Origin of the sequence: Hymenobacter sp. 5317J-9, assembly GCF_022921075.1 — a bacterium.
GTDB lineage: Bacteria > Bacteroidota > Bacteroidia > Cytophagales > Hymenobacteraceae > Hymenobacter.
The window spans coordinates 2,364,769-2,388,702 of record NZ_CP095050.1 but is presented as its reverse complement, the minus strand read 5'-3'; the positions used below and the strand labels follow the sequence as shown (position 1 = coordinate 2,388,702).

General features: G+C 62.5%; 17 protein-coding genes and 3 tRNA genes. 9 read left to right on the top strand and 11 right to left on the bottom strand.

Annotated features, from left to right (window positions below):
* Positions 1 to 15: 15 nt before the first annotated feature.
* The 5 genes from MUN81_RS09950 to MUN81_RS09930 all read left to right on the top strand — a co-directional run bounded on the left by MUN81_RS09950 (position 16) and on the right by MUN81_RS09930 (position 6,543).
* Positions 16 to 705 (top strand): Sir2 family NAD-dependent protein deacetylase, encoded by a 690-nt coding sequence (locus MUN81_RS09950; RefSeq protein ID WP_245117146.1) that lies wholly within the window; start codon positions 16 to 18, stop codon positions 703 to 705.
* A gap of 52 nt (positions 706 to 757) precedes the next feature.
* Positions 758 to 1,006, top strand: a complete 249-nt coding sequence (locus MUN81_RS09945; RefSeq protein WP_245117145.1) for a hypothetical protein — start codon at positions 758 to 760, stop codon at positions 1,004 to 1,006.
* 163 nt (positions 1,007 to 1,169) lie between these two features.
* The gene (locus MUN81_RS09940) at positions 1,170 to 1,688 is read left to right on the top strand and encodes a metal-dependent hydrolase (RefSeq protein ID WP_245117144.1); all 519 of its coding nucleotides are present in this window, start codon (positions 1,170 to 1,172) and stop codon (positions 1,686 to 1,688) included.
* A gap of 66 nt (positions 1,689 to 1,754) precedes the next feature.
* Positions 1,755 to 5,480 carry a hypothetical protein gene (locus MUN81_RS09935; protein ID WP_245117143.1) on the top strand — a complete coding sequence of 1,242 codons (3,726 nt, stop codon included), beginning with the start codon at positions 1,755 to 1,757 and terminating at the stop codon, positions 5,478 to 5,480.
* Positions 5,481 to 5,556: 76 nt separating this feature from the next.
* Complete coding sequence (locus tag MUN81_RS09930; protein ID WP_245117142.1) at positions 5,557 to 6,543, top strand: phosphatase; 987 nt, start codon at positions 5,557 to 5,559, stop codon at positions 6,541 to 6,543.
* Positions 6,544 to 6,727: 184 nt separating this feature from the next.
* Here the strand turns inward: MUN81_RS09930 and ppk1 are convergent, their stop codons facing one another.
* The 11 genes from ppk1 to MUN81_RS09875 form a co-directional block, all read right to left on the bottom strand.
* The gene (gene ppk1, locus MUN81_RS09925) at positions 6,728 to 9,079 is read right to left on the bottom strand and encodes a polyphosphate kinase 1 (RefSeq protein ID WP_245117141.1); all 2,352 of its coding nucleotides are present in this window, start codon (positions 9,077 to 9,079) and stop codon (positions 6,728 to 6,730) included.
* 127 nt (positions 9,080 to 9,206) lie between these two features.
* Entirely contained in the window at positions 9,207 to 10,427 is a 1,221-nt protein-coding gene (locus MUN81_RS09920; RefSeq protein WP_245117140.1) for a hybrid sensor histidine kinase/response regulator, read from the bottom strand.
* Positions 10,428 to 10,438: 11 nt separating this feature from the next.
* A complete protein-coding gene (locus MUN81_RS09915; RefSeq protein WP_245117139.1) occupies positions 10,439 to 10,885 on the bottom strand; it encodes a response regulator in 447 nt (148 codons plus the stop codon).
* Positions 10,886 to 10,894: 9 nt separating this feature from the next.
* Positions 10,895 to 13,201 (bottom strand): ATP-binding protein, encoded by a 2,307-nt coding sequence (locus MUN81_RS09910; RefSeq protein WP_245117138.1) that lies wholly within the window; start codon positions 13,199 to 13,201, stop codon positions 10,895 to 10,897.
* Positions 13,183 to 13,779: a biliverdin-producing heme oxygenase gene (locus MUN81_RS09905; protein ID WP_245117137.1), complete on the bottom strand. Its 597-nt coding sequence runs from the start codon at positions 13,777 to 13,779 to the stop codon at positions 13,183 to 13,185. The genes MUN81_RS09910 and MUN81_RS09905 overlap by 19 nt, the downstream gene beginning before the upstream one ends.
* Positions 13,780 to 13,863: 84 nt before the next feature.
* Entirely contained in the window at positions 13,864 to 14,274 is a 411-nt protein-coding gene (locus MUN81_RS09900; RefSeq protein ID WP_245117136.1) for a RidA family protein, read from the bottom strand.
* 113 nt (positions 14,275 to 14,387) lie between these two features.
* Entirely contained in the window at positions 14,388 to 16,382 is a 1,995-nt protein-coding gene (gene gyrB, locus MUN81_RS09895) for a DNA topoisomerase (ATP-hydrolyzing) subunit B (protein WP_245117135.1), read from the bottom strand.
* A gap of 228 nt (positions 16,383 to 16,610) precedes the next feature.
* On the bottom strand, positions 16,611 to 18,053 hold the full coding sequence (locus MUN81_RS09890) for a T9SS type A sorting domain-containing protein (protein ID WP_245117134.1): 1,443 nt from the start codon (positions 18,051 to 18,053) through the stop codon (positions 16,611 to 16,613).
* 285 nt (positions 18,054 to 18,338) lie between these two features.
* A tRNA-Arg gene (locus MUN81_RS09885) sits at positions 18,339 to 18,412 on the bottom strand.
* Between the two features lie 21 nt (positions 18,413 to 18,433).
* A tRNA-Pro gene (locus MUN81_RS09880) sits at positions 18,434 to 18,507 on the bottom strand.
* A gap of 80 nt (positions 18,508 to 18,587) precedes the next feature.
* Positions 18,588 to 18,675, bottom strand: a tRNA-Ser gene (locus MUN81_RS09875).
* A 168-nt stretch (positions 18,676 to 18,843) separates the two neighbouring features.
* Here MUN81_RS09875 and MUN81_RS09870 point away from each other — a divergent pair.
* The 4 genes from MUN81_RS09870 to MUN81_RS09855 all read left to right on the top strand — a co-directional run bounded on the left by MUN81_RS09870 (position 18,844) and on the right by MUN81_RS09855 (position 23,820).
* Positions 18,844 to 19,809 (top strand): VWA domain-containing protein, encoded by a 966-nt coding sequence (locus MUN81_RS09870; protein ID WP_245117133.1) that lies wholly within the window; start codon positions 18,844 to 18,846, stop codon positions 19,807 to 19,809.
* Positions 19,806 to 20,822: a DUF1631 domain-containing protein gene (locus MUN81_RS09865; RefSeq protein WP_245117132.1), complete on the top strand. Its 1,017-nt coding sequence runs from the start codon at positions 19,806 to 19,808 to the stop codon at positions 20,820 to 20,822. Before MUN81_RS09870 ends, MUN81_RS09865 begins: the two co-directional genes overlap by 4 nt.
* A 138-nt stretch (positions 20,823 to 20,960) precedes the next feature.
* Entirely contained in the window at positions 20,961 to 22,145 is a 1,185-nt protein-coding gene (locus MUN81_RS09860; RefSeq protein WP_245117131.1) for an acetyl-CoA C-acyltransferase, read from the top strand.
* 226 nt (positions 22,146 to 22,371) lie between these two features.
* Complete coding sequence (locus MUN81_RS09855) at positions 22,372 to 23,820, top strand: toxin-antitoxin system YwqK family antitoxin (RefSeq protein ID WP_245117130.1); 1,449 nt, start codon at positions 22,372 to 22,374, stop codon at positions 23,818 to 23,820.
* Positions 23,821 to 23,934 lie beyond the last annotated feature (114 nt).

The window sequence follows — 23,934 nt, the reverse complement described above, 5'->3', positions numbered from 1 at the left end:
TTTCCCTTCCCGCTCATGGCCTCCCAACACCTCGTGGTCCTCACCGGTGCCGGCGTTTCGGCCGAGTCCGGCATCCGCACCTTCCGCGACACCAACGGCCTCTGGGAAGAGCACCGCGTCGAGGACGTGGCCTCGCCCGAGGGCTTTGCCCGCAACCCCGCGCTGGTGCTGGAGTTCTACAACCAGCGCCGCGCCCAGGCCCGCACCGTGCAGCCCAACGCCGCCCACCTGGCGCTGGCCGGCTTCGAAGAAGTACCCGGTTGGCGCGTCAGCATCATCACCCAGAACGTGGACGACCTGCACGAGCGCGCCGGCTCCAGCCAGGTGCTGCACCTGCACGGCATGCTCAACCAGATGCGCTCGGTGGCCAACGACACGGCCGTGTACGACTGCCCCGGCGACATCCGGCTGGGCGACCTAGGCCCCGACGGCCACCAGCTGCGCCCACACATTGTGTGGTTTGGCGAGCTAGTGCCCGCCATTGAGGAAGCCGCCGAAATCGTGAGCACCGCCGACGTGCTGCTCGTGGTGGGCACCTCCCTGCAGGTGTACCCGGCGGCCGGGCTGCTGCACTACGCCCCCGCCACCTGCCCCGTCTTCGTCATCGACCCGCACCAGCCCGAAGCCGGCCGCCGCGGCGTGCGCTACGTGGCCGAGCCCGCCAGCACGGGCGTGCCCCGCGTGCTGCGCGAGCTCACCGCCTGATGCCCGGCCGGCTTTCATCCCAAGCTCATTTTCCCCTTTTTTTCTTCGCCCTATGTACAGAATTGTCACCAAATACACCCTCGTTGGTTTCCGCGACGAAACTGACCCCGTCAACCACACCCACCACATGGCGCTGAAGCCCCTGCCCGGCGTGCCGCACGACTTCGACACCGAACAGGCGGCGCTCGACTGGGCCCTCAACAACCACGAGGACATGCGCCGCTACCGCGAGTTCGTGGTGCTGCCCGTGCATCACATGGTCCTGACCTGGCGCCCCGAAGAAGATGCCCCGGTGGCCTAAGCACCCTTTCTGGCGCGAGTTCTGGCCCAAGGCCCTCATTATCGGGGCCCTCATTGCCGCCCTGTGGCTGCTGGAGCACTACGGCCTCATTCGGCGCTGGTAACCCTTCCTACGCGCCTGCTTTGCCTACCTGGGCGGGGCAGGCGCCTTTTTCTTGCTCCTGATGGCATCTGCTTTTGGCCACGCCGCCCTGGGGGCCACCCTGGGCAAGCTCCTGCTTCCTCACCGCTACCACTGGCCCTACTGGGTGGCCGCCGCCCTATGCGCTGCCCTGCCCGATGTGGACTCGGTGGGCTACCGCCTCGGCGTGCCCTACGACAGCCTGTGGGGCCACCGCGGGCTCACGCACTCGCTGCTGGGCCAGTTGGCCCAGCCCGGCCGGCGGCCCGCGCCCGGGCGGCTGGCGCTGCTGCTGTTTCTGGCCACGGCCTCGCACGGCCTGCTCGATGCGCTAACTTCGGGCGGCCTGGGCGTGGCCTTTTTCAGCCCCTGGCACCCCGAGCGGCACTTCTTTCCCTTCCGGCCCATCCGGGTTTCGCCCCTCAGCATCCGGGCTTTTCTGGGGGCCAAAGGCCTGAGGGTGCTGGCCAGCGAGGCGCTGTGGGTGGGGCTGCCCTGCCTGCTACTACTGGTAGGCCAGCGCCTGAACCGGCCGCGGCGCCCGGCGGCGACCGAAAACTAGCGGCCCAACGGCAGACGCGCATACTTTACCCCGCGTTTTGCGTACTCCGGTGCATACTCATTCTTTATGCGCCAACTATTTCTCTCCGCGCTGGCTGCGCTCGGGCTTGCCACGGGTACGGCTGCGGCCCAAACCGCGCCGCCCGCCCACACCGTTTTCCTGCTGGGCAATACCGCTCAGAAAAACCTGCCAGCCGCCCGCCTCCAACAATTGCGCCGTGCCCTGGAGCAGCAAACCGGTCCCTTCACCGTGGTTCACCTCGGCGACATTGTGGGCAATACGGGGCTGGTTTCAAAAAGCGACACTGCCCTGGCCCAGGCCGAGCTTGACCGCGCCGACCAGCTCATTGCGCTGGTAAAAGGCCTGCCGCAGGGCAAAATATACTTCCTGCCCGGCGATAAGGACTGGGCCAACTCCGGCCCCGACGGCCTCAAAGCCGTGCGCCGGCTGGAGAAATACATTGAAAAGCAGTTGCCCGGCCAGAATGCCTTCGTGCCCACCAACGGCTGCCCCGGCCCCGAAGTGGTGGACGTGGCCCCACTCGTGCGCCTGGTGGCCCTCAACACGCCCTGGTTCACGCATCCCTTCGACCGCCCCGAGGCGCCCGACACCGATTGCAAGACGCTGACCAAGGAAGAATTCCGCGAGCAGTTGCAGGACCTCATCGACGGCACCAAGAACAAGAACGTGCTGCTGCTGGGCCACCACCCCGTGGTGACCAACGGCGTGTACGGCGGCCACGAGCCGCTGTCGCGCCACCTCAGCCCGCCCGTGCTGGGCACGGTGTACGCCGCTTATCGCCAAAACGTGGGCTCGCCCCGCGACCTGGCCTACCCTGGCTATCAGGACCTGCGCAAAGAGCTGCTGAACACGCTGCAAAGCAACCCCGGCGTGGTGTACGCCGCCGCCCACGACTACAGCCTGCAGGTCACGCCCTTCCAAGGCAACTACCACATTGTGAGCGGCAGCGTGATGGAGAGCGAGCACGTGGGCGCCAAAGGACAATCGCTGTACAGCAAAAGCGAAGAAGGCTACACCACCCTCGAATATTTTGCCGATGGCACCGTGAAAACGCACGTCTTCACCTTCGGCAGCGGCGACCAGCCGGCCAAAGACGCGTACACCGCCACGCTGTTTCGCTCGTCCTGTGCCGCGTCGGCCGATTCAAAAGCCCCGCAGAATCCGTTCATCACCGACTGTCCCGGCGCGGCCAAAACGGTGGCGGAAACCAAAGCCGACGCACCGCTACAAGCCAGCACCACCGTGGTGCCCGGCCCGGAATACAAGCCCACCGCCAGCCGCAATTTCTTCATTGGCAAAATCTACCGTTCGTCGTGGCTGCAGCCTGTAACTGTTCCTACGCTTGACTTGAGCACGGAGAAAGGCGGCCTGCGCCCCACCGGCAAAGGCGGCGGACGCCAGACCACCTCGCTCAAGCTGATTGCTGCCGACAGCTCGGAATACGTCTTCCGCTCGGTCGATAAGGACGTGACGCGCATTCTGCCGCCGGAGCTGCGCAACTCGGTGGCGGCCGACGTGCTGCGCGACATCACCGCCACGGCCAACCCCTACTCCAACCTGCCCATCGGCTACATGCTCGACCAGACGGACATTCTGCACGCCCGGCCGCGCCTGTTCCGCCTGCCCGACAACCAGCAGCTCGGCCCCTACCGCGAGCAGTACGCCGGCCTGGTCGGTACCCTCGAAGACTCGCCCAAAGACCCCAAGCCCAACCTGCCCGGCTTCGGCAACTCCGATGAGGTGACGCGCAGCTTCGGCCTGTTTCGGAAGCTCTACAAAGACCACGACAACCGGGTCGATGCGCCGCAGCTGGCCCGCGCCCGCGCCTTCGATATGCTGGTGGCCGACTTCGGCAAGCACGAAGACAACTGGAAGTGGGCCGGCTACAAGCAAGCCAACGGCGGCGTGCTCTACCGCCCCATTCCGCGCGACCGGGACCAGAGCTTCACCCTCTGGAACGGCCTGCTCACCTACCTCGCCAACCGCGAATGGGCCGTGCCCAGCATCGAGAACTTTGGCGAGGACTTCGACGACCTCAAGAGCCTCAACTGGCCCGCCCGCCACCTCGACCGCTACCTACTGCAAAGCCTCACGCGCGAGCAGTGGCAGGAAGCCGCCACCTACCTGCAAGGTAAGCTGACGCCTACCGTTATTGATGAAGCGACGGCTAAATTTCCCGCTGAAATTCAGAGCTTATCCGGCAACGAAATCAACCGCAAGTTGAAGCTCAGAATTCAGAAACTGCCGAAGGCCATTGACGAATATTACTTGCTTTTAGCTAAGCGCGTCGACGTCGTGGGCTCCAACAAAGGCGAGGTGTTCCAGGTGAACCGCCAGCCCGACGGGCAAGTGCGCGTGCAGATGTTTGACCGCGCCGGCGACACCGACGAGCCCAAAGGCGCGGCCCTGTTCGACCGCACCTTCAAGCCCAGGGAAACTGAGGAGGTCTGCCTCTACGGCCTGGGCGGCAAGGACGTGTTCACCGTGACCGGCGACGGCGGCAGCCACAGCATTCTGGTGCGCGTGATTGGCGGCGACGGCAAAGACAAGATTGCCGATGACTCCCGCGCCGCCGGCCTGCGCACCCTAACCAAGGTCTACGACGTGCCCGATACCGAGCTCAGGCTGGGTTCCGAATCGGATAACCGCACCAGCACCCGCGTGGGCGTGAATGCCTACGACCGGGAGCAGTTCGAGTACAACACTTACCGCCCCAGCATCGGGCTGGGCTACAACCGCAACGACGGCTTCACGGCCAGCGCCGGGGTCACGTTCATCACCCAAGGCTTCCGCAAGCCGGGCTTCAAAAACCAGTATTCCATTCTGGGCGAGGTGAGCACCGGCGGCCAACGGCAGCTTACGCTTAGCACGCGCCACCGCTACGCCATCGGCAAGATTGACGTGGGCGCCACCGGCAGCTACGGCAACTACTTCCCCTTCTACAACTTCTTTGGGCTGGGCAACAACACGGCCTTTACACAGGACCTTTACGACAACAACTTCTACCGCGCCCGCTACCGCGGCGTCACCCTCAACGGCTTTCTGGAGCGCGTGTTTCTGCAGCGCAGCGTGCTACGGGTAGGCCCCACGTTCGAGTACTACGTCACCGATTTTGCCGCCAACAGCTACCTCGGCAAATTAAAAGACAGCGATGTCGAAGTGTTTAACCTGCCCAACACCAGCACGCAGCGTCTGCTGGGCCTTAACGCGGTGTTCGACCTCGACCTGCGCGACCGGCAGTCGTTTGCCCGGCGCGGGGTGCGCCTGCGCGCCCAGCACGACACCTACCGCCAGCTCTCGGGCCCCGAAAGCACCTTCGGCCTCACCCAGGGCTTTGCCGAGTACTACGGCACGGCCAGAATCGGCATTCCGGTGACGCTGGTGGTGAAGGGCGGCGGCGCCAAAAACTACGGGCCCGACGCCGACATTCCCTTCTACAAATTCGCCTCGCTGGGCCTGCGCGAAGGGCTGCGCGGCTACTACCGCAACCGCTTCAGCGGCGACGCCAGCCTCTACTACAACACCGAGCTGCGTCTGGCCCTGGGGCAGGTCAAAAACGGTTTCCTGCCCTTCTACTACGGCGTGTTTGGATTCTATGACCAAGGCCGCGTGTACTACCAGGGCGCCTCGCCCGGCGGACTGCATACGGGCTACGGCGGCGGCGTCTACATTGCCCCGGTGGTCGAAACCCTGGCCTTTGCCATTTCCTACCAGGTTTCGGAAGAAGTGAGCCTGCTCCAATTCGGGCTGGGATTCCGGATTGACAAGTAAGGGCACCGAAAGCTGATTTAGTCAACACCCGGCCCTGGGCGTACCTTTGCTTTTTCGTTTAACCTCATTCTTCTGCATGCACTTTCCCCTGCGTAAGCTCGCCGCCATTGATATTGGGTCCAACGCCGTTCGGTGTCAGATTTCGGCAGTGCTGCACTACGAAGGGCGTTATCGCCTCAAGCGCGTGGAATACGTGCGCTTTCCCATGCGCCTGGGCGAAGACGTCTTCGCCACCGGCCACATTTCAAAGCCCAAGGAAGACCAGTTCGTCAAGTTCCTGCACTCGCTCCGCCTGCTGATGGAGGTGCATGGCGTGGCCCACTACCTGGTGTGCGCCACCTCGGCCATGCGCTCGGCCGCCAACGGCGAGGCCATTGTGGCCCGCGTGCGCAAAGAGTTGGGCATGGAAATCAAAGTCATTGACGGCCAGGACGAAGCCTTCTACATCAACCGCGTCATCGAACACGTGCTGGAAGACAAGCGCCACTACCTGCACATCGACGTGGGCGGCGGCAGCACCGAGTTCAATATCTACCACGACCGCCGCAAGGTGGCCGCGCAGTCGTTCGAAATCGGCTCCATTCGCCGGATGCAGGAGGAGGAAAGCGGCCAGAACACCGCCGGTCAGGCCGAACTTTGGGCCCGCATGGAAGAATGGGTGCGCCACAACGCCCGGCAATACCACGTCACGCGCGCCATTGGCACGGGCGGCAACATCAACAAGCTCTACAGCCTGACCCCGGCCGCCCCCAGCAAGGCCGTGACGCGCCGCAGCCTCGAAACCACCCTGGACCGCCTCGCCGGCCTGAGCATGGACGAGCGCGTGAACGTGGCCATGCTCAACCCCGACCGCGCCGACGTCATTGTGCCCGCCGGGCACATCTACCTCTCGGCCATGCAGTGGGCCAACGTCAGCAGCATGGTGGTGCCTGACATCGGCCTGAAAGACGGCATGCTGCAAGCGCTGTTCGAAGACTATTTCGACGAGATGAACCCCGAAGCCGGCCACCCCGCCCGGCTTCCGGTGCCCGACCTGCAAAACACACCAGCGGAGTTGGAGTAACGCCTTGCAAGGCGGACGCCACGCAGCAATCCTTACTCTCCGTGCGACCAGCCTTGAGTTGCGATACACTCAAACAAAAGCCCCGACTCTAGGCAGAGCCGGGGCTTTTCACATTAGGGGGCTAGTCGTTGAGAGCAGGAAGAATTGCCACGGCCGGTGGCCTCGCAATGGCGGGCTTTGTCAGCTACGCATTCACCACTCCGGCGCTCACGCCCTCCTCATCGACGTGGCCCACGGGCGTGGCGTCGTCCTCGCAGGACTCGTCGTGCTCGCCTTCGCCGAAGGCATCGTCGGTGCCGGCTTCGAGAGCTTCGGCGGCCAGAGCGGCCGTCTGCTCGGCTTCCTGCTGCGCAGCGGCTACGTCGAGGCGGCGCTGGGCCTGCACGGCGAGCAGCGCCAGCATGCCTTCGGCAGTGGCCGTGGCCAGCTGGGCTTCGTCGCGCTTGAAGAAGTCTTTGTGCACGTTCACCACCGGTTCGCCGGGCGCCGGCTGCTGGCGAATGTAGGCGCCATCCTCCCGCATGACGTAGCTGTTTTGATTATCCATCATATTCATCATCAGAATATTGATAGCCTCCCGCTTAAGCTGCGGATTAACAATCAAAAACAGCGCTTCGATGCGCCGGTCAAAGCTGCGCACCATGATGTCGGCCGAGCCGGCATACACCTTGGCATCGCCGCCATTGTGGAAATAGAACAGGCGGGTGTGCTCCAGATACTCGCCCACAATGCTGCGAACTTCAATGTTGTCGCTCAGCCCCGGCCGGCCCGGACGCAGGCAGCAGATGCCCCGCACCACAAAGCGAATGGGCACGCCGGCCTTAGCCGCCCGGTAAAACTCGTCAATGAGCTCCTTGTCTTCGAGCGAATTCATCTTCATCACAATGCCGCTGGGCAAGCCTTTCTTGGCCTGCTTCACTTCTTCCCGAATGAGGTGAATGAGCTGCTGGCGCATGTCCTTGGGCGCCGTGATGAGGTACTCGTAATCGTCGGGCTGCGAGTGGCCGGTGATGACGTTGAAGAATTCCGACACGTCGTGGCCGTAGGTGTCGTTGGTCGTGAGCAGGCTCACGTCGGTGTAGAGGCGGGCCGTTTGCTCGTTGTAGTTGCCCGAGCCAATGTGCACGTAGCGCGTCACCTTCTCCCCTTCCTTGCGGATAATCATGAGGAGCTTGGTGTGCGTCTTGTACTTGCTCACGCCGTAAATCACGAAGCAGCCGGCCTTTTCCAGCCGGGCGCCCTCGCGGATGTTTTTCTCCTCGTCGAAGCGCGCCTTCACTTCAAACAGCACCGATACGTGCTTGCCGTTTTCGGCTGCTTTGAGGAGCGCCGCGCTCACGCGGGAATCGTCGGCCAAGCGGTAAATGGTTTGCTTGATGCCCAGCACGTGCGGGTCCACGGCCGCCTGCTCCAGCAGTCGCACCATGGGCTCGATGCTGTTGTAGGGGTGGTGCAGCAACACGTCGTGGTGCTTGAGGTACTCGAAGAGGTTTTCCTCGGCGCCTTCGGGTAGGCTCAGCGGCTGTACCGTAGCGGGCATTTTGGCGGTTTTACCCCGGAAGTTGGGGTGCCGCACTATCTGCCACAGACCTTTGAGGTCAATGAGCGAGTTAATGACGAAGACGTTGCCGTTGTCGATGTTCCACCGCTCGCGCAGCACCTGCATGAGCGTGGGCGAGGCATTAGGCTCCACTTCTACGCGCACCACGCGGCCGCGCTTGCGGGTTTTGAGGCCCACCTGAATTTCCTTGATGAAATCGTTGTCGATGTCGTCCGACTCTTCCAGCGTGAAGTCGCCGTTGCGCGTGATGCGAAACAAATTGGCCGATACAATCTCGACGTTGCGGAACAGGCGCGGCAGGAACTCGCGCACCACTTCCTCGATGGGCACAAAAATGACTTTGTCTTTGCGCGTGAGCTCGAAAAAGCGCGTCAGGTTCTGCGGAATCTGCACGAAGGTGAGGCGCTCCTGTCCCTTTTCGGCCTCGCCATCGAGCCCCACCGCAATGCCGTTGCCAATGCGCGTCACCACCCCGAAGATGAGCATCTGGTTCATCATCAGCGGGAAGCCGTGGTACGAGTCGTACACCATCGGCGTGAGCAGCGGAAACACGGTGTTTTTGAAGTAGCCATCGGCCTTTTTCACCTCCAGCTCCGTCAGGTCCGACATTTTGAGGATGTTGAAGCCGTGCTTTTCGAAATTTGGCTTCAGCTCGTTGAGGTAGGTCAGGCTCTGGTCGTTCACGAAACGGTGCGCGAAATCGAGCAGCTTGCGCCGAAACGGCAGCTCCCGCAGGCCCGAATAGTCGATGCGCTCCTTGCCGTAGTCGAGGTAGTTGTAGAGCGAGCCCACGCGAATCATGAAGAATTCGTCGAGGTTGGAGCTGGTGATGGCCAAGAACTTGAGCTTATCAAACAGACCGCGGCTGGCGTCCTGTACCTGGTCGAGCACGCGGTAGTTGAACCGCAACCAACTCAAGTCGCGGCTGATGTATTTGCTTTTGCGGATAAGGTCGGCGGACTTAAATAACTTCATGGACCACGGGGTTTTCGGATGTAAACGGATTCCGCAGCTTTTGGGCTGCCGTTGCATGCGTTGTCTGCCGGCAAATTAACGGCAGGCCTTGCCCCAAACCCGCGCCCACACGGCATTATTCGTCCAATTACCCCGCCGCCGGCCCCAGGTACAGCCGAAATGTCGTGCCTTCGCCTTCTTGGCTCGTTACTTCGATGCGTCCCCCCTGCGCCTGCACCAGCCGATGGACGAGGAACAACCCCACGCCCGTGCCGGACGACGCCTGTGGGTGAAAGCGCCGAAACAGCTGGAACATCTCGCCGCCGTGCCGCTCCATGTCGATGCCCAAGCCGTTGTCGCGCACCTCAAGCACCGGCTGGCCGGCTGCTTCGTAGGCCCGCACCTCCACCTTGCACGGCCGGTCGGGGTGGCGGTATTTCAAGGCGTTGCTTAGCAGGTTGAGGAGAATGGTGCGCAAGCTGCTGCGCTCGAACTGCAGCGAAGGCAACGCGGCAAAATCGGTATGCACGCAGCCCTGGGCCGCCGCCACCTGGGGTTGGAGCAGCGTCAGCACTTCTTTGGTCAGGTCGGCCAGCACTACTTTTTCGGCGGGCTGGCCGCCGGTCATGCGCTCGGCCTGCACCACGGCCGACAGGTCGTGAATGGTTTTGCTGAGGTCCTGCAGCGACGAATCGACCAGCCGGAGCACCGTGCCAGCTTCCGCGTCGTGAAACGTAGCCGAGCTACGCAGTTCCTCAAACAAGCCGCGCAGGTTGTCGACGGGCTGCTTGAGGTCGTGCGAGGCCGCGTACACAAAGTTGTCGAGGTCGAGGTTGGCGCGGGCTAGGTCGGCGTTGGCGGCCGTAAGCTGAGCGTTTTTGAGGCTGATTTCGTGGCGTGTTTCCGTCAGGGCGTCCAGCGAGTCGCGCAGCTGCTGGTTCACGGCGCGCAGTTCGTCGTGGTAGCGCGCCACGTACTGCCGCCACTCGTTTTTCTCAATGGCGTGCAGCACGGTTTTGGCCAGCAGTTCCTGGTCGAACTGCCGCTTCACCAAATAATCAAGGGCACCGTTGTTGAGGGCGCGCACGGCCAGCTTTTCGCTGCCGCCGCCGGTCACCATCACCACGCACAGGCTGTCGGGCGGGGTCAGGGTTTTCAGGTCGGCCAAGATGTCGAGGCCATCCGCGTCGGGCAGGTTGTAGTCAAGCAGCACACAGTCGGGCTGGTGCGCCAGAAACTGGTCCCGCGCTTCAGCGGCGGTGGCCGCTTCCTCAAAACGAATGCTCTCAAAGCCCAGGTGCCGCCCCAAAAAGCGCCGATACAGGGCACGGTCTTGCTCGTTGTCGTCAACGAGTAAAATTTTCTTCATGTGGCCAATTCCTACAATGCCTTCGGCAACTCCGAAGTCTCCAACCAATACCGAATGGCGTGACGGACTTTTTCTTCCAGAACCGCATACTCAATGGGTTTGGCAAGGTAGCTGTTGGCTCCCATCTGGTAGCAGTCGGCAATGTCTACGGCACTGGTCGAGGTACTGAATACAACGACGGGGATGGACAGCAGCTTGGGGTCGCGCTTCATGGATTCGAGCACCGCGCGCCCGTCGGTGCCGGGCATGTTCAGGTCGAGCAACACGAAGGCGGGCAGGGTTTGGGGCCAGCCGGCGGCTTTGCCGTACCCCTGCAGGTACTCCAAGGCCTGGTCACCGTCTTCGCAGCGCAGCACCGGGTTTTGCAGGGCGTGCTTCCGAAACACACGGCTCAAGGCCATGAAGTCTTCGGCGCTGTCTTCCACAACGAGGATGGGTTTGAGAGGCGATACAAGCACGACTACCGGTTATTTAGGTATGGTAAAGTAAAAGGTCGACCCCTGGCCGGGTTGCGAATCAACCCACAGGGTGCCGCCATGTTTTTCCACCATCTTCTTGGCGATGGCCAGGCCCGCGCCGGTACCTCCACCGTACTTGTCCGGAGTGTGCAGGCGCTTAAACAGTTTGAAGATACTGGCTTGGTGGCGCGAATCGATTCCAATGCCGTTATCCTTTACGTAAAACACGTAGAATTTGGCGCGATTTATGGCCGAAAAAGCGTCAACGGCGGCCTCACCCACCCGAATGACCTTTTCCGGGCGGTCGTTGTATTTCATGGCGTTCGAAAACAGGTTGCTGAACACCTCCTGAATCCTGATGCGGTCGCCCATAATGGTCGGCAACTTTTCGGCCACCACGAGCTGGGTCTGGGTTTCCTCAAAGCGCAGCTGAAGCAGGTCGCTCACCTCGACCAGCATCTCGTTCAGGTCCACCGCCTCCAGCTCTAGTTCGGCGCGGCCCACCCGCGAGAGCTGCAGCAGCGACTCAATCAGGCTTTCCATGCGCTGGCTCAGGCGCACCAGAGTCTGGAGTCGGTGTACGCCCTCTTCGTCGAGTTTATCGGCGTAGTCTTCCAGCAAAAAGAGGGAATAGTTGTGAATGCCGCGCAGGGGCTCCTTCAAATCGTGCGAAGCCACGTAGGCAAACGAGTCGAGGTCGTCGTTGCTGCGGGCCAGCTCGGCGTTGAGGCGGCTCAGGCTTTGGGCCCGCGCCTGCAGCTCGTTGAACACTTTGAGGCGGATGTCGGAAATGCGCACCCGAATTTCCCTGGCCGCGTCGAGTTCCACGGCCCGCCACGGCGCCGCGGTGTTTTCCACCAGTTGCTTCCAGGCCTCAAACGACTGGCGGGGCGAGAGGAAAACCTGGCCGTCGACCAGCGTGTGATTTTTCTCGTGCTGGCCCGCCCAGGTCACCGTTCGCACCTGCTCGGGCTGGAACCAGAGCAGGTAGTTGCCGGGCGCATCGGCCAGCGAGGCCGCAATGATGCCGCTGGCGGTGGCCCGGATGTCCAACCCTGCCGGGTTGAGCGCGGCGTACGACGAGGTGGAAAACACGTCTTCCGGCGCGTGGACCTGCAGCCAAGCCACCAGCTCGCGGATTTGTTCGGGCGTAGGCGTGCTGCCCAGCGTGACGAGTTCGTCGTTGAAGCACACGGCTGCCCCGCCGCAGTCGAACACGTCCTGCAGCGTGGGGAAAAAGCCGCACAGGCCGTCCACAAAATTGGCGTGGCCCGATACCGTCACGTTTTCAAACAATTCGCTCTGCCGCTCGGTGATTCGCAGCTGGTATTCCGTGTCGTCCAGCAGCTCCTTGCTGGCGAGCAGGGCCGAAAACGTTTTGCCGATGAACTGGCACAAGTCGCGCAGCTCGTAGCTCACCAGCCGGGGCGTGAGGTGGTGGCAGGTGACCATGCCCCAGAGCTTGCCGTTCTGAATCAGCGAGATGGTCATGGTAGCCGCCGAGCCCATGTTGCGCAAATACTCCAGGTGAATGGGCGACACGCTGCGCAACACGGCGTAGGTCATGTCGGGCGGGCGGCCCGTGGCCGGGTTGCGCACCGGCACGAGCGGCACCGGCGCGTAGCCCGCGTCGGGAATGAAGCGCAGCCAGTTTTTGAGGTACATGGCCCGCGCCTGCTGCGGAATGTCGGTGGCCGGGTAATGAATGCCCAGCCAGGGGTCGAGGTCGTCGCGCTTGGCTTCGGCAATGACCTCGCCGCTTTCGTCGGCCGCAAAGCGGTAGATGGCCACCCGGTCGAAGCCGGTGAGGGCACGCACCTGGTCCACGGTGTGCTGGCAAAACTCCATCACCGAGCCCGCCGCCAGCATCTGGCCCAAAGCCGCATTCAGAAAAGGCAGGTCGAGGGACGCGCCCTCGAGCTGGTCTACTGGCTCAAATTCCAGCCACAGCACCCCGTCGTAGCGGTGCATGATGATTTTGAAGTACGGCCGCCCGGCCACTGGGTCGAGGCGTACGCCCAGTAGCCGGGGCGCGGTGCCGAGCGAGCCGAGCAAGGCCTCCACTTTGGCCTGCTGGTCGGGGGCCAGTACTTGCCCGAGGCCACCGCCAATCAAGCTTTCGGCCGGCCGGCCGAGGTAGGTTTCGGTGTTGGCGCTGGCTTGCACGATGCGCTGCGTGTCTTCATCAAGACACAGCAGAAAGCCATAGGGCTGAATGGCCCCCGGAATGTGAATGGGCTCCCGGTCGCAGTTATTTAACGTAATGGTGGTGCCGAGCAGGCTTTCGTCGGTGTAGCTCAAGGTTGGTTTATCCACGCATCAAGGCATTGAAAAGTATTAGCGGCCGACGCCACGATTTCGTCGGCGTTGTCCGGGGCAGCAGCCTCCGCTAGCAGGTGGCAGAACGCTTTCCACATCGGTCCGGTTCGCTCGCCATACCCCGCAAAATAGCTCCGCAGCGGAATACCCGCCCGCTCCAGCTGCCGGTTGATGACCTGCCCGCCCAGCGTGGAGCCTTCTAGCACGTACATCGCGCCCAGCAGTTGCGGCAGCGTGTGTAGCGGCGGCATGTTTGGGCACAGCGGTGGTTTGGGGGCATCGGCCAGGCGCTGCAAATCGGCCAGAATCAGGTGGGCACGGTAGCGGCGCGGCAGCTCCCAGGCCGGGCCGAACGCGGCCTCGTGCTGGCGCAGGGCGGTTTCGTAAGGCTGCAAGAATCCGTACATGCGCTCCAGGAAGTGCGCCGTACCGGCGGCCGTGGGCGCGCCCGCCCGCAAGGATTCGTTGAAGGCGCCTGCCTCCAGGGCGTCGTGGTACGGACGGGTTTCGGCGCGCAGCCGGGCCAGGATGCCGGGCGCGGAAACGGATTCGGGGAGATGGGGAACGGTGGGCATTGAAGACGTGCGGAACCGGGCAGAGCTGACGCGTGAGACCGTCAAAATTAGCCCAATCCGGCCGCTTCCCGCGTTTAGCGAGGGCTAATTTCCGGACGAGCGGGCATTTCCCATCCCTTCGATGATGGCTGTAGCCTCAATCTCAACCAGTAAGCGTGGGTCAATCAGCGCCTTCACTTCCAGCATGGAGGCCGCTGGCCGAATTTCCCCGAACACCTCGCCGTGCGCTCGGCCCACAGCCTCCCATTGCGAAATATCGGTGACGAAGAGGCGCGTCCGCACCACATCCGCAAACGACGCTCCGGCCGCCGCCAGGGCCTCCCCTATTTTTTCCAACGCCCGCTTGGTCTGGGCATATACATCGGCCCCGCCCGTAACCACGTCGCCGTCCTGCGCCGTCGTGCCGGCCACCTCCACCACGTTGCCCACGCGCACGGCGCGGGAATAGCCCACAATCGGCTCCCAGGGAGCGCCGGAGGAAATCAATTGCCGCATAAAAATCACTTGAATTGATTACAAAAAAAGAAAGCAGTCACGACGACTGCTTTCTTTATCCAATTCAGAAAATCCGACCAATCCAACAATCCGTCGAATCTCAGGCTCAGCCCTTACACGTCCAGCTTGGCGTATTTGGCGTTGCGTTCGATAAAATCGCGCCGCGGGGCCACTTCGTCGCCCATCAGCATCGAGAACAAGTGGTCGGCTTCGGCGGCCGACTCCACCGTCACCTGCTTCAGGGTGCGGGTGATGGGCTGCATGGTGGTGGTCCAGAGCTGCTCAGCGTTCATTTCGCCCAGCCCTTTGTAGCGCTGCACATTCACCGTTTCGGGCTTGCCGCGGCCGAGGTCTTCCTGGGCCTGTTGGCGCTCTTCTTCGGTCCAGCAGTAACGCTCTTCTTTGCCGCGCTTCACAAGGTAGAGCGGCGGCAGGGCGATGTAGATGTAGCCGCGGTCCACCAGCTCGCGCATGTAGCGGAAGAAGAAGGTCAGAATCAGCGTGCGGATGTGCGAGCCGTCGATGTCGGCGTCGGTCATGATGATGACCTTGTGGTAGCGCAGCTTGTCGAAGTTCAACGGGCCGGTTTCGGTACCTTCTTCGTCGGTGGTGAAGGCCAGCGACTTGCGCTCGTTGAACGTGACGCCCAATGCGGTAATCATGTTCTTGATTTCCTCATTTTCCAGGATTTTGTGCTCCTGGGCCTTCTCCACGTTCAGGATTTTGCCGCGCAGCGGCAGAATGGCCTGGAACGCGCGGTTGCGGCCCTGCTTGGCGGTGCCGCCGGCCGAGTCCCCTTCCACCAGGTACAGCTCGCAGATTTCCGGGTCCGAGTCGGAGCAGTCGGCCAGCTTGCCGGGCAGGGAGTTCGAGCCCAGCACGTTTTTGCGCTGCACCATGTCCTTGGCCTTGCGGGCGGCGATGCGGGCCTTGGCGGCCAGAATCACCTTCTCCATGATGCGGTTGGCCTGGTTGGGGTTCTCGTCCAGGTACTGCGTCAGGATTTCGCCCACCACCGAGTTCACGGCGCCGCTCACTTCGGAGTTGCCCAGCTTGGTCTTGGTCTGGCCCTCAAATTGCGGCTCCTGCACTTTCACCGAGATAACGGCCGTGAGGCCCTCGCGGAAGTCGTCGCCGGTGATTTCCACCTTGGCTTTCTCGAAATGCTTGTTCTTGTCGCCGTAGCTTTTCAGCACGCGCGTCACGGCCGAGCGGAAGCCGGCCACGTGCGTGCCGCCCTCATGCGTGTTGATGTTGTTGACGTAGGAATAGACGTTTTCCTGGTACGAGGTATTGTACTGCAGGGCCACTTCCACGGGCGTGCCACCCTTCTCGCTTTCCACGTAAATGGGCTCGGCCAGCAACGAGGGCCGCTCCTTGCCGTCGAGGTATTGCACGAAGTCGCGCAGGCCGCCTTCGGAGTAAAACTCGTCGTAGCGGAACTCGCCGCCTTCCACTTTCTCGCGGCGGTCGGTGAGGGTGATGCGGATGCCCTTGTTCAGGTACGACAAGTCGCGCAAACGGCCGGCTACGGTGTCGTAACGGTATTCCGTTTCGGAAAAGATGCTGGCGTCGGGCAGAAACTGCACCTCGGTGCCGTGCTCCTCGGTGTCGCCAATTTCCTTCACGTCGTACTGCGGGAAGCCAATCTTGTACTCCTGCTGATAGATGTGGCCCTTGCGGCGCACGGTTACCTTCAGGTCGGTGCTGAGCGCGTTCACGCAGCTCACGCCCACGCCGTGCAGGCCACCCGATACTTTGTAGGAACCTTTGTCGAACTTACCGCCGGCGTGCAGCACGGTCAGCACCACTTCCAGGGCCGACTTCTGCTCCTTGGCGTGCCAGTCCACCGGGATGCCGCGGCCGTTGTCGCGCACGGTGATGGAGTTGTTTTCGTTGATGGTGACGTTAATCAGGTCGCAATGCCCGGCCAGGGCTTCGTCAATGGAGTTGTCGACCACCTCCCACACCAGGTGGTGCAGGCCTTTCAGTCCGGTGTCGCCGATGTACATGCTGGGCCGCTTGCGCACGGCCTCCAAACCTTCGAGTACTTGAATGCTGTCAGCGGTATAATCCGGCTGCACGGTTTTTTCGGTTGTTTCGCTCATGAGGGCGGGATTAAATCAGGTCGTAAAACCACCCAACGGGTGGCTAGGTACTGAACACTCAAAAGTACATATTTAATCCCATTTTCGGGAATTTTCGCGGTTTTCTTCCCCGTATTTTTTCATTTTTCAGCACCCCAGAAACCACCGCCAACGGCCTTGTTCCCAGGCACAAAAAAAGGCCTCTCCCGGTGCGGGAGAGGCCTTTTAAGCAAGGGCGAAAACCGGTCCTTAGTTGATAACCACTTTCTGCGTGGCAATGCCGGCTTCGGTGCGGAACTGCAGGGTGTACACGCCAGCCTTTTCGTTGCTCAGGTCTACGTTGAAGGCTTTCGAGCCCACGGTGGTAGCGTTGATGGCTTGCGACTTCACCTGACGGCCCATGGCGTCCACCACGGTCATCTGGGCGTCGCCTTTCAGGGTCGAACCCAGGTCCACATTGAACACGCCGGTGTTGCTGGGGTTAGGGTACACCGTCAGCGCGTTTTGCAGAGCTGCGTCGCGGGTAGCCGAGTTGAGGATGGTGGCCTTGTAGATGCCGCCCGAGCCGGCAGCGTCGGTGGCAGCGCCGGCGTAGCCCTGTGCTACGGCCGTGCCCGTGCCCGGAATCAGGTCCATGGCGAAGAAGCCCTGGCTGTTGTTCATGTTGGTCCAGTTGATGCCGTCGGTGCTGTACGAAGAGCCAAAGTCGGCGGCCACGGCGGGCGAAGAAGCGGGGAAGCGCTGGCCCACGCTGTAGTAACGACCGTTCACGGCATCGATGTCGTAGCGGAAGAAGCTGCCCGTGGCGTTGTTCACCGGGGTGATGGTCTGCCAGGTGGCGCCCCCGTCGCTGGTGCGAATCACGTTCACGGCGGTTACGTCGGTACCGGTCACCTTCACGTTGTACGCGATGCCGTTGTTGGCATCTTTGAACGCAATTTTGGAGATGGTTTCGGTGAGGGGCGTCGGCGCGCTTTTGGTCCAGGTTATGCCGCGGTCCGTCGACTTGTAAACGTACTCCTGGTCGTTGGTACCCAGCGAAGCGCCGCCAAACCAGATGGTGTTGCCCAGCGCGAAGTACGAACGCACCAGCGCAGCCTCGCCCGTGAAAGGGTTGAGGACGGCGGTTTGGGGGATGCGGTTCCAGGTCGCGCCGCCGTCGGTGGTGCGGTAGATTTCAAAGTAGCCACCCACGGGGTCGCCCACGGCCACGCCCACGTTGGCGTCGAACATGTGCACGAAGTCGAGGAAGCCACCGTTGGCTTGCGGAAACTGCGCGTTGGTGGTGGTGCGGGTCCAGCTCAGGCCGCCGTTGGTGGTGCGCAGGATGTCGCCGCCGCCCGAAGCGCCGTACTTGCCGACCACTGCGGTGGTAGCCGAAACGCCCGAAATGTTGGCCGATTCATACGAGGCATTAGCACCGACTGCGGTGATGGCATCGAAATCGAACTGGTCGCCCGCAGCGTTGTTGGTGCGGAAGAAGAAGTTAGCAACGCCCGACGACGAGTTTTCCTCGGCCGTGGTCCACGCCACGGTGGGCGAAACGGTGCTCACGTGAACGACGCGGTAGCCCGGCGCAAAAGCCCCGGAGTTCACCGTGTTTACCTGCACCCAAGGACCCAAGTTCACGGTCTGGGCGTGCGCGCCTACGGCGGCACCAAGCAAGCCCAGAGAAAGTAAGAATTTCTTCATGGTTAAAAGTTGTTTAAGGGGTGGCGAAAAGAAGAGGAAGTAAAAAAAGTGTGCAATGCGTGGAGCTGCTCAGGTGGTGGCAGCCGCGTTTGGGGGCCAAGATAAGCATATTGGCCCACTTTCATAGTGCCTGAACGTGCCAGTGCGGGGGTGCGTTGCGCCAGCCAACGACTCACTTCGGGCAAAATCAGGCTCAGGTTGAGCCAGAAATCCGGAGCCGGCGCGGCCAAACAGGGCGGCCGAAGCACAAAAAAGCCCCTCGCCGTGAAACGAGGGGCTTTGAAGTGGCCCCGTTTGGATTCGAACCAAAGACCGACTACTTAGAAGGTAGTTGCTCTATCCAGCTGAGCTACGGGGTCGAAAACGGGGTGGGAAAAAAGTCGGGGTGGCAGGATTCGAACCTACGACCTCCTGCTCCCAAAGCAGGCGCGATACCGGGCTACGCTACACCCCGAAAAAAAATAATGTTGAGTTTAGAAAGTTTCCTACTGGGTGGAGCCCCAATGGGACGCTTTCGCAACCCAACATTATTAGTGGAGAAGGGGGGATTCGAACCCCCGGTAACCTTTAGAGCTACGGCAGTTTAGCAAACTACTGGTTTCAGCCACTCACCCACTTCTCCAGGCTGGTTTCGCTTCCGTCCGAAGCGGGTGCAAATATACGGGCGGAACTGAATTAGCCATACCCTGAGCGAAAAAATTATCTTTGGGGCGAGGCAAGCGCCTCCGCGCTGCCACCTTTGCCGGCGCGGCGTGCGGCCTCTCCTTCTCTTCGTTTACTTATTCCCTCATTGCTAACCTGGGCGTATCCTGATTTTGTGGCGGCCGGCCTGGCCCTGCTCCTAGCGCTGGGGCTGCTGGCGCGGCACTGGCAGCGGGCGGGCCGCGCCGGGCGGGCGCTGGGCACGCGGGCCCGCCACCGCGGCTGGAAGCTGACGCTGCGCCTGCTGGCCGGCGCGGCGCTACTGGCCGCCGCGCTGGGCCCTTCGCTGGGCGTGAGCCAGCGCCCGGTGCGCACCGCCGGCAAAGACGTGTGGCTGCTGGTGGACGTGTCGCGCTCGATGGATGCCCCGGACGTAGCCCCTTCCCGCCTGCTGCGGGCCCAGGCCGAGTTGGAAACGCTGGTGGCTCAGTTTCCGGCCGACCGGTTGGGGCTGGTGGTATTTGGGGCCGAGGCCGTGGTGCAATGCCCGCTCACCTACGACCAGGCCGCCGTGCAGGTATTCGTTCGTACGCTGCGCACCAGCCTGCTGCCCGCCGGGCCCACCACCCTGCGCGAGCCGCTGGAGCTGGTGCTGAAACGACTGAGCCCGCAGGCCGGCTCGCCCCGTGCCACGGCGCTGGTACTGGTGAGCGACGGCGAAGACTTTGGCGAAAACCTGGAGCCCGCGCTGCGGGAGCTGGCCCGGGCCGGGGCACGGGTGTATACGGTGGGCGTGGGCACGGCAACGGGCAGTTCCATTCCCAAGCCGGGCGGGGGGCTGGTGCGCGACGGCAAAGGCCAGGTGGTGCAAAGCCGTCTGCGCGAAGCGCCGCTGCTGCAGCTCTCGGCTCAAACCGGCGGCCAGTACGTGGAGTTGAGCAACCAGCAAAACGGCTTCGAGCCCTTGCTGCGCCTGCTACGCAACATGCCCGGCGTGGCCGAGCAGGTGCGCACCGTGGCCGTGGCCGACAACCGCTACCGCTACCCGCTGGCGGCCGCCCTGCTGCTGCTGGCCCTCGACGTGGCGCTGACCCTAACCGTTATTCGTCCGTGAAATACGTTGCGCTGGTGCTACTGTTGATTGGCGGGCCCGGCTGGGCGCTGCTCACCGGCGTGCGCGACCGCAACGTGGCCGTGCGGCGCGGCACCGCGGCGTACCAGCAAGGGGCCGCGGCCCGTGCAGCCCAGGACTTTGCAGAGGCGCTGAACGCCAAAGCCCGCCGCACCCCCGACCCCCGCCTAGTGTTGAACCTGGCCCACGCCCAAACCCGGGCCGGCCAGCTGGCGCCCGCCGCCAGCACTTACAGCAAGCTGCTAACGGGCGCACCGCCGGCCCTGGGCAGCGTGGCGCGGCAGCAGCTGGCAGTGCTGGCAGCCCAGCGCGGCGAGCTGGCCCAGGCCGTGGGCCTGCTGCGCCAGGCCCTGCTGCTGGACCCAGGCAACAAAATCGCCCGCTACGATTACGAAGTGCTGACCGATTACCTGGCCCGGCGGCCCAACACGCCGCAAATTCCATCGCCGCCACCGCCTGCGCAATCCAATCAACCTAAAAACAAGGAAGATAAGCCGACGCCCGATAAAAATGGCAGCGCCCCAAATCAGCCCGCTACTAAGGAAGGTACGGACCGCAAAGGCGAAACCAACGACCAGAAACAAAGCACAGCTCCGCCCAGTGGCTCGCCGCAAAGCCGCCCTACCCCCGCTGGCCAGCCTGATAACCAACGGCCCGCCCCTACTCAGGGCGCATCGGCCACCGGTGGCCGGGCGCCCGGCCCCGGCCCCGCCCAGCCCCTGCCCACCGGCGAGGTGCCCGGCCAGCTGCGCGGGCTGGACCGTAACGCCGGAGGCGAGGTCAGCAACGGGCGCAGCACCCGACCCGGCACCGAAGCCGCCACCCCGGCCGACGTGCAGCTGCAAACCCAGCGCGAGCGCCTGCAGGCCATGAACCTGAGCCCCGCCCAGGCCCGACAGCTCCTCGAAACCCTGCGTGCCCAGGAGCAGCAGTACCTGCAACAGCTGGCACGCCCGGCCGAGCGCAAGCCCGACCCTAACAAACCCACCTGGTAAGTAAGCCTTGTGGGTTAGCGACTTGTGCAGCCAACCAAAGCCGGCTAACGCCTGTTAGGCACTCATCACGTTCGGGGGTGTTAAATCCGTACTTTTGCGGCCAGATTCATCCTCCCACCCCACAACCAACATTTCGGTATGCAAACCAAAGAAGTTGTCATTATTTCCGCCGTCCGCACGCCCATCGGGTCTTTTGGCGGGGCGCTGGCGTCGTTGTCGGCCACCGAGCTGGGCGCCATTGCCCTGAAAGGCGCTCTTGACAAAGCCGGCGTGGCGCCCGCAGAAGTAGAGCAGGTAATTATGGGCAACGTGATTTCGGCCAACCTGGGCCAGGCCCCCGCCCGCCAGGCTGCCAAGAAAGCCGGCCTGCCCGATACCGTAGAGTGCACCACCGTGAACAAGGTGTGTGCTTCGGGCTCGAAAGCCATCATGTTTGCGGCCCAGGCCATCATGCTGGGGCAAGCCGACGTGATTCTGGCTGGCGGCATGGAGAGCATGAGCAACGTACCCTACTACCTCGACAAAGCCCGCTTCGGCGCCAAGTACGGCCACGGGCAGATGATTGACGGCCTGGTGCGCGACGGCCTCTGGGACCCCTACCACGACTATGCCATGGGCAACGCGGCCGAAAACACGGCCAAGGAAATGGGCATCACCCGCGAAGAGCAGGACGCCTTTGCCATTGAGAGCTACACCCGCAGCGCCGCCGCGGCCAAGGCCGGCAAAAAGAAGGACGAAATCGTGCCCGTGACCATCGAGAGCCGCGGCAAAACCACCGTCATCGAAGATGACGAGGAATACCTGAAAGTTGACTTTGCCAAAGTACCCAGCCTGAAGCCTGCCTTCATCAAGGAAAACGGCACCGTGACGGCCGCCAACGCCTCTACCCTAAACGACGGTGCCGCCGCCGTGCTGCTGATGAGCCGCGAGAAGGCCGACGCGCTGGGCCTCACGCCCATCGGCCGCATCCTGGGCTTCGCCGACGCCGAGCAGGCACCGGAGTGGTTCACCACCTCGCCTTCGCTGGCCATTCCGAAGGCCCTGAAAAACGCCGGTAAGACGGCCGCCGACGTGGATTTCTACGAAATCAACGAAGCCTTCTCCGTAGTGAGCCTGGCCAACAACAAGCTGCTGAATCTGGAAGGCACCAAGGTGAACAAATATGGCGGCGCCGTGAGCCTGGGCCACCCGCTGGGCGCCTCGGGCGCGCGCATTGTGACCACGCTGATGAACGTGCTCAAGAACGAGGGCGGCAAAATCGGCGTGACGGGCATCTGCAACGGCGGCGGCGGTGCCAGCGCCATTGTGGTGGAAGCGCTGTAGTTTCTAAATTTACAGAACGTCATGCTGAGCGCAGTCGAAGCATCTCGCGTGCTGAAGTAGTCCAGTCGATTGAGTTACTACCACACGCGAGATGCTTCGACTGCGCTCAGCATGACGTTCTTTTTTATTTTGGCCCCACCGAGAATTCGGTGGGGCTTTTTTTGGCCCGACTTTTAGAGGCTACCTCCTTTCGCACGGAAAACACCTTTTCTGCGTTCTTGCGCCTATGAAATACCTAGTGCCCTTTTTCTTTTTGCTGCTGGCCCTGCCCTCGCACGGGCAGCGGCTGAAGCGTTTTATTTCTTATTACGACTCCCTCAAAACCAACAAGCGCGAAGTTTATACGGCCTTGGTGGCGGCCGATACCGTGCCGCAGGGCACGTATAAACGCTTTTACCGCAACGGCAAGCTGGAGCAGCAAACCAGCTTCACGCAGGGCAAGCGCGACTCGGCTTACGTGGAGTTTCACCCCACGGGCACCCGGCGGCTGGAGGCTACCTACAAGGATGGCATCCGGCAGGGCCCGTTCAAAACCTACTACGACGACGGCCACGTGGCCCAGGCCGGCTTCTTCGAAAACGACGAGCCCAACGGCGAAATCACCTATTACCACCCCGACGGCTCGGTGAAGCTGCGCACGACGCTCACCAAAGGCCAGCCCAACGGCGCGCTGAAAGCGCTGTACCCCGACGGCAAGACCCAGGCCGAAATCAGCTACGTGGACGGCCAGCCCAACGGTGCGGTGAAGTTCTATTACCCCAACGGCGTGGTGCAGAGCGAGGGCAGCTTCACGAAAGGGCTGCTGTCGGGGCCCTACAAAACGTATTACCCCAACAGCCAGATTGAGGTGGAGGTGCTGGCCGATAAGAATGGCCGCGGGCGCTACCGCAGCTACTACATGAGTGGCAAGCTGCAAACCGAGAGCACCTACGCCCCCGCGCCGCTGGTGCAGCGCGCGGTGAAAAACCCGCTGGGCGACGACCTGACCAAGCGCGCGGCGCCCGTGAGCGGCACGGCCAACCTCGACGGGCCGGCCACCAGCTACTACGAGAGCGGGCAGGTGAAATCGAAGATGACCTACCGCAACGGCGTGCTGGTGGGCCACGGCATTGAGTACTACGAGAACGGCCACCCGCGCGAGGAAACCGACTACGCCAACGGCGGCAAGGACCGCAAAATCACGCGTTACCACGACGTGGCCGGGCAGCTGAAACAAGCTGAAGAGCAGTACAAAAGTGGACGCCCGGCCGGCACCTGGCGCGAGTTTTACCCCGATGGCAAAACGCCCCGCAAGGTGGAAACCTACGGCCCTCAGGGCAAGCTGGTGGGCGAGCGCCTCACCTACTATGAAAACGGCACGGTGCAAAGCCGCCAGCCCTACCTAAACGGCTTTATGGCTGGCGTGGCGCAGGAATATTTCCCCTCGGGCAAGGTGCACAAGGAAACCACCTACGTGCGCAGCATGATTCAGGGCCCTTTTAAGGAATACCGCGAAGACGGCACGCTGGCCGTGAATGGCCTGTACCGCAACAGCAAACAGAGCGGCGTGTGGACTTACTATAAGGAAGACGGCAAAACCGTGGACCGCAACGTGACCTACCGCAACGGCCAGCAGGTGACCGACCCCGTGCACCAGCCCAAACCCAAGCCCAAGACCCCGGTGAAGCGCCGGTAATGCCCGGCCCGCCCACTTTGCTGAGCGAATGAAAAAGCAAAACGCCCCGGCCACTGGTCGGGGCGTTTTGCTTTTGTTCAGAAAAATCAGAAAGAATCGGGCAACCCTGATATA